At 41.5% G+C, this 12,052-nt stretch carries 11 protein-coding genes; 1 reads left to right on the forward strand and 10 read right to left on the reverse strand.

Annotation, left to right across the window (positions count from 1 at the left end):
• Positions 1 to 33: 33 nt before the first annotated feature.
• The 10 genes from HMPREF1536_RS22725 to rfbA form a co-directional block, all read right to left on the reverse strand.
• Entirely contained in the window at positions 34 to 2,127 is a 2,094-nt protein-coding gene (locus HMPREF1536_RS22725) for a tetratricopeptide repeat protein (RefSeq protein ID WP_028728198.1), read from the reverse strand.
• 46 nt (positions 2,128 to 2,173) lie between these two features.
• Complete coding sequence (locus tag HMPREF1536_RS22730; RefSeq protein ID WP_028728199.1) at positions 2,174 to 2,500, reverse strand: acyl-CoA carboxylase biotin carboxyl carrier protein subunit; 327 nt, start codon at positions 2,498 to 2,500, stop codon at positions 2,174 to 2,176.
• Between the two features lie 29 nt (positions 2,501 to 2,529).
• The gene (locus HMPREF1536_RS22735) at positions 2,530 to 4,077 is read right to left on the reverse strand and encodes an acyl-CoA carboxylase subunit beta (protein WP_028728200.1); all 1,548 of its coding nucleotides are present in this window, start codon (positions 4,075 to 4,077) and stop codon (positions 2,530 to 2,532) included.
• A 23-nt stretch (positions 4,078 to 4,100) separates the two neighbouring features.
• Positions 4,101 to 4,658 carry a peptide deformylase gene (gene def / locus HMPREF1536_RS22740; RefSeq protein WP_028728201.1) on the reverse strand — a complete coding sequence of 186 codons (558 nt, stop codon included), beginning with the start codon at positions 4,656 to 4,658 and terminating at the stop codon, positions 4,101 to 4,103.
• 3 nt (positions 4,659 to 4,661) lie between these two features.
• Positions 4,662 to 5,084 (reverse strand): Holliday junction resolvase RuvX, encoded by a 423-nt coding sequence (ruvX, locus tag HMPREF1536_RS22745; RefSeq protein ID WP_028728202.1) that lies wholly within the window; start codon positions 5,082 to 5,084, stop codon positions 4,662 to 4,664.
• 69 nt (positions 5,085 to 5,153) lie between these two features.
• Positions 5,154 to 6,551 carry an undecaprenyl-phosphate glucose phosphotransferase gene (locus tag HMPREF1536_RS22750; RefSeq protein ID WP_028728203.1) on the reverse strand — a complete coding sequence of 466 codons (1,398 nt, stop codon included), beginning with the start codon at positions 6,549 to 6,551 and terminating at the stop codon, positions 5,154 to 5,156.
• Between the two features lie 100 nt (positions 6,552 to 6,651).
• Entirely contained in the window at positions 6,652 to 7,800 is a 1,149-nt protein-coding gene (locus HMPREF1536_RS22755; RefSeq protein ID WP_028728204.1) for an OmpA family protein, read from the reverse strand.
• Positions 7,801 to 7,912: 112 nt separating this feature from the next.
• A complete protein-coding gene (gene gmd / locus HMPREF1536_RS22760; RefSeq protein ID WP_028728205.1) occupies positions 7,913 to 9,064 on the reverse strand; it encodes a GDP-mannose 4,6-dehydratase in 1,152 nt (383 codons plus the stop codon).
• 13 nt (positions 9,065 to 9,077) lie between these two features.
• A complete protein-coding gene (locus tag HMPREF1536_RS22765; RefSeq protein ID WP_028728206.1) occupies positions 9,078 to 10,151 on the reverse strand; it encodes a GDP-L-fucose synthase family protein in 1,074 nt (357 codons plus the stop codon).
• Entirely contained in the window at positions 10,148 to 11,023 is an 876-nt protein-coding gene (gene rfbA, locus HMPREF1536_RS22770; RefSeq protein ID WP_028728207.1) for a glucose-1-phosphate thymidylyltransferase RfbA, read from the reverse strand. The genes HMPREF1536_RS22765 and rfbA overlap by 4 nt, the downstream gene beginning before the upstream one ends.
• A gap of 142 nt (positions 11,024 to 11,165) precedes the next feature.
• On the opposite strand from rfbA, the gene HMPREF1536_RS22775 reads away from it, so the two are divergent.
• Complete coding sequence (locus HMPREF1536_RS22775; RefSeq protein WP_028728208.1) at positions 11,166 to 11,738, forward strand: HdeD family acid-resistance protein; 573 nt, start codon at positions 11,166 to 11,168, stop codon at positions 11,736 to 11,738.
• Positions 11,739 to 12,052: the final 314 nt, after the last annotated feature.

The following is a 12,052-nucleotide window of genomic DNA, read 5'->3' on the forward strand; positions in this document are numbered from 1 at the left end:
ATGTCTGTTTTGAACTTAATTGAGCAATATAAATTAGTTGCTTGTCATGCGCTTGATGATACTATAAGCATTAATGATACCCAGTTCGCCCGCCTTACTCAGGTCGGCTATCCCCTGATTGGCATCACCTAAAGACAAACGTGCCAATCCCCGGTTGAAGTATGCTTCTGCAAAATCGGGATCACGTTTGATCGCTTCATTATAGTCCTGTATAGCAGCTCTGAAGTCACGTTGAACGCAACGCAGGTTTCCACGATTGAAATAAGCATAAACAAAACCCGGATTCAAACGGATAACCATATCATAATCGCGTGTTATCATTTCATGCTCGTAAGCTCTTTTATTTTCTTTTACGTTAGCTGATGCAGGATCAGAAGGTGTCCTCGACAAACTTTGGTTTTTACCGATATTAAAATTCATGCTTCCCATAGATGCCGACAGATCATCCGTACTCGAGGCTTGCGACATATCATACACCAACTGTTTATAGCGCACCACTGCCCGGTTGAAATAAGCCATCGTATAAGTCGGATCAAGTTCAACTACCTTATTGAAATCCTTAATAGCTTCAGTAAAGTCCTGTACCAGCATATAATCGACAGCCCGACCGAAATAAGCATCGGCATTGCTTGAACGTGTTTCTATCTTAGCTGAGAAATCATTGATCGATTCAAAATGCACGGCAATCTGATCTTCAGTAAGAGCCGCTTCTTCATTCGTGATACGAAGTTTACGCGATAAAACCATACGGGCATTGAACTCCTCGATCATCTTATCGTAATAGACTATTTTTTTGATCGGGTCAATCTTTTCGTAATAGGTCAATACAAACTGAGGTTCCAGGTCTACACGCACATTACGATCTTGCACACGTCCACGAACATCACTCTGATATTTATTCCTTCGCTCTTCATCCTTATCATACACCACCAGACGATTAAACTTACTAATGTTCTTATCCGATTTTTCACGTGTATTTTCATCATTATTATTTGCAGCAGTTGCTGTTCCTGTCTGCCCACCGGCTTGACGGTCTTTCTTGGCATTGTTTTCCATCTCGATAGCAGCCCAGTAGTCACGGTCAGCACCCACAACATCGTTCATCTTACGTTTGGCTTCCGAACGGCTGTAATATCCGGGGGTAAAATTCGGATATTGTCCCAACACCACATCGTAATCACTTACCGCACCACGATAGTCACCGGTTTCAAAGCGGAGTAAAGCGCGGTTGTAATAAGCCATATAGTTATCCGGTTCCAGTTGGATCACTACATCGAAATCTTCAATAGCCCGGTTATTATCTCCCACCTGATAACGGAGCAGTCCACGGTTAAAGCGGGCAATCAGATTATTTTTATCCATACTGATGACCTGGTCATAGTCAGCCATAGCTCCACGAAGGTCATTCATCTGATAACGGACTAAACCTCGATTGATATAATAACCACCTTCGCGGGTATTCAATTTAATTGCTTCATTCAAATCGGCCAACGCATCTTTCAGGTCATTCGTCTGATAAAGCAAAATAGCACGGTTTCCATAAGCCGGAGCATAATACGGATCCATCTCAATCGCCATGTTGTAATCGGCAAGCGCTTTAACGGTATCTCCTTTCTCGCTGTACATGGCTCCGCGGGTCAGATAGTTCATGGAATATTTAGGATGCGCTTTCATCAGCACATCAAATGTCTTTTCTGCTTCGTCGTAATCTTTCCGCTGAATATTAGCTACAGCTTTATTGACAAGCATCTGCCGGTCTTCAGGCTTAAACTCAAGACCTTTATCATAGTCATTAATAGCCTCTGCATATTTTTCCTGGCTCTGACGAGCAATTCCGCGGGCGTAATAAGCCTGCACTAAAAAAGGGTTCCGCTGAAGACATAATGTACAGTCTTCCTCGGCACCCTTGTAATCGTCTAAGTTCACTTTTGCTACTGCACGGTAAAAATACGGTTCCGCCAACCAAGGCTTCGCTTTAATTACCTGATTAAAATACTGTATTGACAGAACATAGTCTTCAAAATACAGAGCATTACGTCCTATGGCCAGTACACGATCCGTATTGATCTGTGCCACTAGCGAAAGTGAACATATTTGTAATATAAAAAAGAGTATTGCCTTCTTCATCTATTCTAAATATCAACTTGAGTGAGGCAAAAATAAGTAAATTATCTTACTTAGACTCTATTTTTACCATCAAATGATCTTTTGTAATCTTATCTCCCTCTTTTACATCCAATTCGGTGATCACTCCGGCCACCGGAGCAACGATACGATTGTACATTTTCATCGCCTGATGGATAAGGAGTAACTGTCCGGCTTCCACCGTCTGTCCCTTTTCCACATAGATCTTCACGATGGTTCCCGGAAGAGTAGAAATTACGTCACCGACGAAGGGCTTATGCCACATCTTACGGTTTTTATATTTCTCAGTCAGCAGCGTTTTGTATTTACGGGCGGTAACTACAAAGTCTACATATTCATTTTCTTTATTTTCCATATTTTCAAAAAGTATATTTACGGATTCAATTAGAACGGAGGTATTCCGTGCTTTTTAGCCGGTCTGTATTCCTCTTTCAAAACAGAAAGCTTCAGCGCGTGAAGTAACAACGAACGTGTTTCTTTCGGCTCGATAACAGAATCGATAAATCCTTTTGAAGCAGCCACATAAGGATTAGCGAACTTCTCAATATACTCTTTTACTTTTTCCTGACGCATTGCATTCTGGTCTTCCGCTTCCATGATTTCCTTACGGAATATAATGTTGGCAGCACCTTCCGGCCCCATTACAGCGATCTCTGCACTCGGCCATGCGAACATAAAGTCTGCGCCCAGGTGACGTGAGTTCATTGCGATATAACCACCACCATATGCTTTGCGCAGAATAACGGTGATCTTAGGAACAGTAGCTTCAGAATAAGCATACAATACTTTTGCACCATGACGGATCACACCGGCATGCTCCTGATCTACACCCGGCAGATAACCCGGCATATCTTCCAGTGTAATAATAGGAATATTGAATGAGTCGCAGAAGCGAATAAAACGAGCGGCTTTATCAGCACTGTCGCAATCCAATACACCTGCCAGTACCATCGGCTGGTTAGCAACAAAACCGACAGTTTCGCCACCCATACGACCAAAACCAACTACGATATTTGCAGCCCATAGCTCCTGTACTTCCAAGAAGTCTGAATCATCAACAATACATTTAATAACATCGCGAACATCGTACGGCTGCTTCGGATCGGCAGGAACAACCTGTTCGATATTAAGCATAACTGACGGTTCTTTCGCTTCTACCGGTTTTGCGTGGTCTGTATTGTTCCAGGGAATAAAGCTAACCAGGCGTTTTACCTGCTCGAAACATTCCTGTTCGCTCAATGCATAGAAATGAGCATTACCTGTTGTTTCTGCATGAACACGAGCACCACCCAGATCTTCCATAGAAATATCTTCACCCAACACAGTCTTGATTACGTTCGGTCCGGTAATAAACATCTTAGAGATATTTTCTACCACGAACACAAAGTCTGTCAATGCAGGAGAATAAACAGCTCCACCGGCACATGGACCCAGAATCAAAGAAATCTGAGGGATAACACCTGATGCAATTGTATTTCTATAAAATATTTCGCCATATCCGGCCAAAGCACCAACACCTTCCTGAATACGAGCACCACCCGAGTCGTTAATACCGATAATCGGACATTTCATTTTCAGGGCATGGTCCATGATCTTCGTGATCTTACGGGCATGTTGCAAACCTAATGAACCACCGGCTACCGTGAAGTCCTGTGCATAAATACAAACCGGAGCTCCGAAAATTGTACCTGTACCAGTTACTACACCATCGCCCGGAAAGTCCTTCTTGTCCATTCCGAAATCGCGACCATCGTGCTTAACAAACAAATCGTACTCATGAAAAGAGTTCTTGTCCAACAAAGAAAGGATACGTTCGCGGGCAGTAAGTTTACCCATAGCAACCTGCTTTTCGATTGCAGCTTCGCCTCCACCCATCTCTACGACGGCTTTCTTTTCCCTGAGGGCCTGAATGTTTTTACTTAAATCTGTCATACTGATTATTTAATAGAGTTTTATTATTTACCGACAGCTTTTGCTCTGTATGAACAACGAGCAGTCCCTTTAATAATACTATTGAGTTTTCCTTTATTCAACTGGCGGCGGATAGGAGATACATTATCGATGAATACATGACCTTCCAAGTGTTCACATTCATGCTGTACCACACGAGCGGCAAAACCGTCCACCACTTCATCATGTTCGACCAGATCTTCATCTAAATATTTCACCCGGATCTTTTTGGCACGGGATACCTTCTCATGCACTCCCGGAAGGCTGAGACAACCTTCTTCCATAGAAATCTCCTCTTCACTTCGTTCCACAATATCCGGATTAATCATAGCACGCTTGAATCCTTTGCATTCAGGAAAATCGTCTCCCATCACATCTGCGTCAATAACCAGCAGACGGAGCGACAATCCAACCTGGGGAGCAGCTAATCCTACTCCATCGGCATTATACATGGTGTCAAACATGTTAGCCACTAATTGTTTTAAATCGGGATAATCTTTAGGAACATCTTCAGCCTCTTTTCTTAATACGGGCTGACCATATAAGTATACTGGTAAAATCATAAATTAAAACTGATATTTTTTATTTTCTAAATATGATTGCAGGATAATAACAGCACTGATTTCGTCTACCAGACCTTTATCCTGTCTTTTCTTTTTCTTTAAACCACCGTCAAGCATTGCCTTATGTGCCAGAACAGAGGTAAAGCGCTCATCGTAATATTCAACCGGAATATCCGGAATAGTTCGTTTCAGATGTGTAACAAAAGCCTCTACATATTTCATATTTTCGGAAGGTTCGTTATTCATCTGTTTAGGCTGACCGACAACAAACAGATCAACCGGTTCTTTAGATACATAACCGGATAACCAGGCCACAAGTTCACCGCTTGGTACTGTTGTCAGACCATTTGCTATCATCTGCAAAGTATCCGTAACAGCAATTCCGGTACGCTTCCGGCCATAATCAATTGCTAGTATCCTTCCCATAGACTGCAAAGATAGCACAAATATGCATTTATATTACACAAATACACAAAAAGTGTGCAATTTATGAGTTTAATAGGCATTCTTTTCTCCTTTTGACATATTCAGAACTGTCACCACTATGATCTTCAGATCCAGAAAAAATGACCAGTTCTCGATGTACCACACATCTCTTTTCACACGGCCTTCCATCTGTTCCAATGTCTTTGTTTCTCCCCGGTAACCGGTAACCTGCGCCCAACCTGTAACCCCCGGTTTCACCAGATGGCGCACCATATATTTATCTATAAGAGCAGAATATTGTTCAGTATGTTTCAACATATGAGGACGCGGTCCCACAACCGACATTTCTCCTTTTAACACATTAATAAACTGGGGAAACTCATCCAAGTTCGTGCGACGAAGGAAGTCTCCGATACGGGTTTTACGGGGATCATCTTTTGCAGCCTGCAATTTATCGGCATCTGCATTCACCCGCATTGTACGGAATTTATAACATTCGAACTCCTGCCCATACAGACCTGTACGTTTTTGTTTAAAAAAGATCGGCCCAGGAGATGTCACTTTTATCAAAGTACCGATAATAACATATAATATCGGATAGATCGTCAATAAAACCCCCAGAGAGAAAACAATATCGAAGGATCGCTTCAATGCCCGGTTATAAGCAGCCTGCAACGGTTCACGACGAATAGCCAATAATGGAATAGACTCCATTATCTCCATCACAAGACTCTTCTTGATATTTCGGTAAAATTCAGGGACAATATAGAAACGGATCATGTGCTTTTCGGCAAAATTCATTATCCGCAATATTTTCTCATCCTGTGTTCCAGGCAAAGTACAATAAATTTCGTCTATATCATTTGCCTGTACATAACTCTCCACATCATGCGTCATACCCAAATAATTCGGCAATACACTTTTCAAAGATAAATTATCATCAAAAAAGCCCATAACACTAAAGCCGTACGAAAGATCATCTTTCATAACCCGATACAACTCCATACCATTCTTTCCAGCCCCCACTATGATAATCTTCTTAAAGTTATGTCCCTTTCTCCGATACATCTTTAAAGTTACTCGAACTAAAACACGCCAAAGAGAAAAAATGACAACCGTCACGACATAATAAACCAGCAAGAATGTAGCCAACACATCGCCTATATTGAGAAATATAAGGCAGGTTGCAAATAAAAAGACCATTATAGAGACAAGAGCAAACGCACGCTGAACAATCTTATCTATAAAGATAACGGCCACATGCAATTGCATCGGTATAAAATAGAGAGAAAAGAAGTAACAAAAATTCAATAAAAGAACGACCTCCCTTAAACTCGAGGAAATCATTTTCGTATAAAACTCCCCTAACCCATTATAGACAGCAAAGAACAGCAGATTTATCACAAGTAAATCTCCCATCCCTATACACCATTGGATAAGGTAACCATGTTTTTTGTCGAATTCCATAATTGTGTTCTAAAATTCCACAAAAGTAAGCATAAATATGTGCAAAAAAAAGGCCGCACAACATAATGTGCAGCCTTTTTCAGATATAATTAAAAAATAATTAATTATTTGCAGACATGATTACAACACGGTTCCAGTTGTTTTCGCTATACGGCTGCTCGTCAGAACCTCTCCATTCGATAGTGATCTGGTTAGAGTTGATACCGTATTTCTCGATCAATTCTTTAGCAACGGCTTTAGCACGTTTTTCAGAAAGACCCATGTTATATTTCGAATTTCCTGTATTCTTATCAGCATAACCGATAACCTTGATCGGAGTATTGTTACCCTTCATGAATTCAGCAGTATTATAGATATTGATCTGCTGGTTCTTATCGATCTTAGAACTGTTAAGACGGAAGTAAACTACATTGTCAACATAGTTGTTTACAACATTTGTCACTACTTCTTCACATTCAGGACAAGATTCCGGACGTTTGCTCAGCTCATCGTTAGCAGCACGCAAAGAGTTGATCTGATTGTTCAAATCGTTCAACAATGCATAATCCATCGGTTCCAATACTTCGAAATTAGTTTTACCCAATTTGAATGTCAAACCTGCACTTAACTGAACGATACCGTCAGACAGGTGATACATAGAAATACGGTTAAACTGTTCGTTCAGCAATGAACCCTGAACTTCCACGTTCAAATCAACACGGTTGCTCAAACGGAAAGCAGTAAGGATACCGGCATTCAATGTAGGAGATTCTGTTCTTGCAAACTCAGCAGATTCTGTAGTTTTGAAACGCTGTGCATAACCAAAACCAACCCAAGGAATCAAACGGAAAACTCTCTTTTCATTATAAACACCCCAGAAGTTAGTCACATCCCATAACAAATCTACGTGAGCAGCTGCATATTTGTTGTGCTGCATCTTAGTAGCATTACCATCCTGATAAAATCCGTGTAAAATACCACCGTTCAACTGAGCACGGAAAGCCAGATACGGATTAAACCATTTACCAAATGAGAACTGAGGAGCAAAATTCAAACGGTTACCAAAATCCGCTTTATTATTCTGGTCACCTAATAACATACTTGCACCACCAGCAACAGAAATAAACCAATTGTCGCCAGCTTTGTTTTTCTTGAAATTTGTCTTATAACCTTTTTCAGTACTAAAACCAACTTGTGGTTTAAATTCCTGTGCAGACACAGAGAAAACGAAACCTGACAACAAAGCCAAAAGTAATACTTTAGTCTTCATATTCATCAACATTTTAATTAAACAATCAATTACCTCAAATAACGCTCAAATTTAGAGCAAAATTAACTCTTTTTTCAATTAAAACAAACTAAATCTATATTTTGTTCTTAATTTATTCAAAATAATTCAGAATTTTGTACCCGCCTTCCCGGAGATAAGACTCTTTTTTCATAAGCTTCACATCATTCTGCATCATATCCTGAATAAGAGCATCAAGGCTGTATTTCGGCTCCCAACCTAACCGGGTACGAGCCTTCGTAGCATCCCCGATAAGCAAATCAACCTCTGTCGGACGAAAGTACTGTGGATCAACTCCGACCACATCCTCTCCTATTCGTTCCTTAAAACTTTCGAGGTAAGACTCACCTACTTTCTCTATAAACATTTTTTCGTCAATATAGTTTAATAAAGCAACCTCATTAACATTTTCTCCTTTGAAAATAACTTCTACCCCTATTTCCTTAAATGCCTTGCTCACGAAATCACGAATAGTCGTGGTTATTCCGGTAGCAATTACATAATCAGAAGGTTCATCCTGTTGGAGAATGGCATGCATAGCACGAACATAATCCTTTGCATGCCCCCAGTCACGTTTAGAAGACAGATTTCCCAGATAAACTTTTTTCTGCATCCCCAGTGCAATACGTGACACGGCACGGGTTACTTTACGTGTAACAAACGTTTCACCACGCAACGGCGATTCATGGTTGAACAAGATACCGTTGGATGCGTGCATATTATAAGCTTCGCGATAGTTTACGGTTATCCAGTAACCATAAAGTTTTGCTACGGCATACGGGCTTCTCGGATAAAAAGGAGTTGTTTCCTTTTGAGGAACCTCCTGTACCAAACCGTATAGCTCAGATGTCGAAGCCTGATAAATACGGGTTTTAGTCGTCAGATTCAGTAAACGGACAGCTTCAAGGATGCGCAAAACACCCAAACCGTCAGCATTCGCTGTATACTCGGGAGTATCAAAACTAACTTTCACATGGCTCATAGCAGCCAGGTTATATATTTCATCGGGCTGTACTTCACCGATGATACGGGTCAGGTTCAGGCTGTCGGTCAGATCGCCATAATGCAGTATCAGGTTTCTGTTCTCTATATGAGGATCCTGATAGAGATGGTCGATACGGTCTGTGTTGAACATAGACGAACGACGTTTGATGCCATGCACTATATATCCTTTCTTCACAAGATATTCAGCCAGATAGGCTCCATCCTGTCCTGTTATGCCTGTAATTAAAGCTACTTTACTCATTATACTAAGTTTATTATTGTTTGTTCAAATACCAGTTATACAAAAGCTCCACCCCTTCGGCAATCTCAATCTGATGATGCCAGCCCAGGGCATGAAGTTTACTTACATCGGTTAGTTTACGCAGAGTGCCATCGGGCTTGGATGAGTTGAAGGTAAGCTCACCTTCAAAACCGACCTTTTCACGGATCAGGGTAGCCACTTCTTTTATAGACAATTCCTTTCCCGTACCTATATTAATATGCGTGTTACGAACTTCTATTCCTTCGGGACGGACATCTGAGAAATCGATATGTTCCATAATATAAACGGAAGCGTCCGCCATTTCTTCACTCCAAAGGAACTCACGAAGCGGCTTCCCAGTTCCCCAGAGCTCCACTTTACCGGGACAAATTCCGTATTTCTCAAGAATTGCCAGAATAGCATCTTCAGAGGCTTCTCCGGATACGCCTTCTACCGGACGTGTATTCAGATCTTTACGCAACGCATCCCAATCTTTCCTGTGCAGACACTTCGCCAGATGAATCTTACGGATCATAGCCGGAAGCACATGGGAAGTTTCCAGGTTGAAGTTATCGTTCGGGCCATAAAGATTTGTCGGCATCACAGCAATATAGTTCGTTCCATATTGCAGGTTGTAGCTTTCGCACATTTTTATTCCGGCAATCTTTGCAATGGCATACGGCTCATTCGTATATTCCAGCGGAGAAGTCAGCAGACAGTCTTCCGGCATGGGTTGCGGAGCTTCACGAGGATAGATACAAGTGCTTCCCAGGAACAGCAACTTCTTTACATTATTAATATAGGAAGCATGGATCACATTATTTTGTATCATCAGATTGATATAAATAAAATCCGCACGATACACGCTGTTCGCCATAATTCCTCCTACATGGGCAGCAGACAAGAATACATACTCCGGTTTCTCCGATGCAAAAAATTCGTTTACAGCGATCTGGTCAGTCAGATCGAGCTCTGCATGCGTCCGCAGGACAAAGTTCGTATAACCTTTCTGTTGCAAGTTCTTCAGAATGGCAGAACCGACCAGGCCACGATGACCGGCTACAAATATTTTACTGTCTTTATTCATTCCTTTATCAGTTTCAATAAATACTGACCATATTGATTCTTAATCATCGGAGTGGCAAGTTCTTTCAACTTGTCGGCATCGATCCACCCTTTCCGGAAAGCGATCTCTTCGAGACAGGCCACTTTCAGTCCCTGACGTTTCTCAATCACTTCGACAAAGGTCGACGCTTCCGAAAGCGAATCGTGCGTACCTGTATCGAGCCAGGCAAAGCCACGGCCCAGTAACTGTACTTTCAGCTCCCCGTCGTTCAGGAATTCCTGATTGACTGTTGTGATCTCCAGTTCTCCACGGGCTGACGGCTTAATTTGTTTTGCCACTTCAACCACTTTATTCGGATAGAAATAGAGTCCAACCACGGCATAGTTCGACTTCGGAGCTTTCGGTTTTTCTTCGATGCTCAACACGTTTCCGTCTTTATCGAATTCGGCAACCCCGTAGCGTTCCGGATCGGTGACGTAATAACCGAACACGGTTGCTTTTTGTTCTTTCTCCACATTGTTAACGGCCTCTTTTAACATAGCTGTAAAGCTTTGTCCGTAAAAGATATTGTCGCCCAGCACCAGGCAAGCCGAGTCATTACCAATAAATTCCTCCCCTATAATAAAGGCTTGTGCCAGCCCATCGGGCGAAGGTTGTTCGGCATACTCAAAACGCACACCATAATCCGAACCGTCTCCCAACAACCGACGGAACCCGGGCAGATCCTGCGGAGTAGAGATGATCAGTATCTCCCTTATACCTGCCAGCATAAGAACAGATATAGGATAATAGATCATCGGTTTATCATAAATCGGCAACAATTGTTTGGAGACACCTTTGGTGATCGGATACAAGCGGGTACCCGAGCCTCCTGCCAGTACAATACCTTTCATAAGAGCAGACTTTAACTTGTGTATAATTTATTAAACAGACGACAAATGTATATAAAATATTCCGGTTTGTCTTTACCTTAAAACCTTTCTTTCCCACGCTTTGTTACAGAAGAAATTCTTTAATTTTTAAAAGTTACTCAATATGAATGCATTTAACGAAAAAATTAGTTCCGCCGTACAAAACTGGTGGGTTTCTCTTCTGCTGGGATTATTATATATCCTGATTGCAATATGCCTGATGTTCACACCGCTGGCAAGTTATATTGCTTTAAGTATGCTGTTTAGTATAGCCATGTTCGTAAGCGGTACCTTAGAGATCCTGTTTGCCGTATCAAACCGTAAGCATATATCCAGCTGGGGCTGGTATCTGGCAGGAGGTATTATCGACCTGATACTTGGTATCTATCTGATGGCCAGTCCGGGTCTGAGTATGACTGTTCTGCCTTTCATTCTGGCCTTCTGGTTAATGTTCAGAGGCTTCTCTTCAACGGGTTATGCGATGGATCTGAAACGGTTCGGCACCGGAAACTGGGGTTGGTATATGGCCTTCGGTATCCTGGCGATCATTTGTAGTATCGCTATCATCTGGCAACCGGGACTGGGTGTATTCACTCTTGTCTATATGATAGCCTATGCGCTGCTGATCATCGGTATCTTCCGTGTAATGCTTTCTTTCGAACTGAGAAGCTTGCATAAGAGACTGGAAAAAGAATAAGAAAGAACTGAAAACTTCAGCAGAAAAGCGATCAGTATCATATATTGTGATACACATGTATCATATATTATGAGAAGATAGTATCATAATATATAAGAATCAGTTCTCATATATTATGATACAAATCTTCCATTATCCTCTGACTTTACCTGAAATAGGTTTACAAATTAATTACTTCAATACTAAAAAACTTGTCAAAATAAGTTTATTCATACTGACACTCTTTACAGTAGCTAACCGTGTCTTACTAAAAAAGTTTACACGGTCAACAATGGACAATCCGGAGCCTCTTTCTTTCCGGGGGAACAAGTGGG

Origin of the sequence: Parabacteroides gordonii MS-1 = DSM 23371, from assembly GCF_000969825.1 — a bacterium.
Lineage (GTDB): Bacteria > Bacteroidota > Bacteroidia > Bacteroidales > Tannerellaceae > Parabacteroides > Parabacteroides gordonii.

Excerpts from the sequence above, each read along its gene's own strand:
- rfbA (WP_028728207.1), bottom strand. The coding sequence starts at position 11,023 with ATGAAAGGTATTGTACTGGCAGGAGGCTCGGGTACCCGCTTGTATCCG.
- HMPREF1536_RS22765 (WP_028728206.1), bottom strand. The coding sequence starts at position 10,151 with ATGAATAAAGACAGTAAAATATTTGTAGCCGGTCATCGTGGCCTGGTC.
- HMPREF1536_RS22735 (WP_028728200.1), bottom strand. The coding sequence starts at position 4,077 with ATGACAGATTTAAGTAAAAACATTCAGGCCCTCAGGGAAAAGAAAGCC.
- HMPREF1536_RS22775 (WP_028728208.1), top strand. The coding sequence starts at position 11,166 with ATGAATGCATTTAACGAAAAAATTAGTTCCGCCGTACAAAACTGGTGG.
- HMPREF1536_RS22725 (WP_028728198.1), bottom strand. The coding sequence starts at position 2,127 with ATGAAGAAGGCAATACTCTTTTTTATATTACAAATATGTTCACTTTCG.
- HMPREF1536_RS22730 (WP_028728199.1), bottom strand. The coding sequence starts at position 2,500 with ATGGAAAATAAAGAAAATGAATATGTAGACTTTGTAGTTACCGCCCGT.
- ruvX (WP_028728202.1), bottom strand. The coding sequence starts at position 5,084 with ATGGGAAGGATACTAGCAATTGATTATGGCCGGAAGCGTACCGGAATT.
- HMPREF1536_RS22755 (WP_028728204.1), bottom strand. The coding sequence starts at position 7,800 with ATGAAGACTAAAGTATTACTTTTGGCTTTGTTGTCAGGTTTCGTTTTC.
- def (WP_028728201.1), bottom strand. The coding sequence starts at position 4,658 with ATGATTTTACCAGTATACTTATATGGTCAGCCCGTATTAAGAAAAGAG.
- gmd (WP_028728205.1), bottom strand. The coding sequence starts at position 9,064 with ATGAGTAAAGTAGCTTTAATTACAGGCATAACAGGACAGGATGGAGCC.
- HMPREF1536_RS22750 (WP_028728203.1), bottom strand. The coding sequence starts at position 6,551 with ATGGAATTCGACAAAAAACATGGTTACCTTATCCAATGGTGTATAGGG.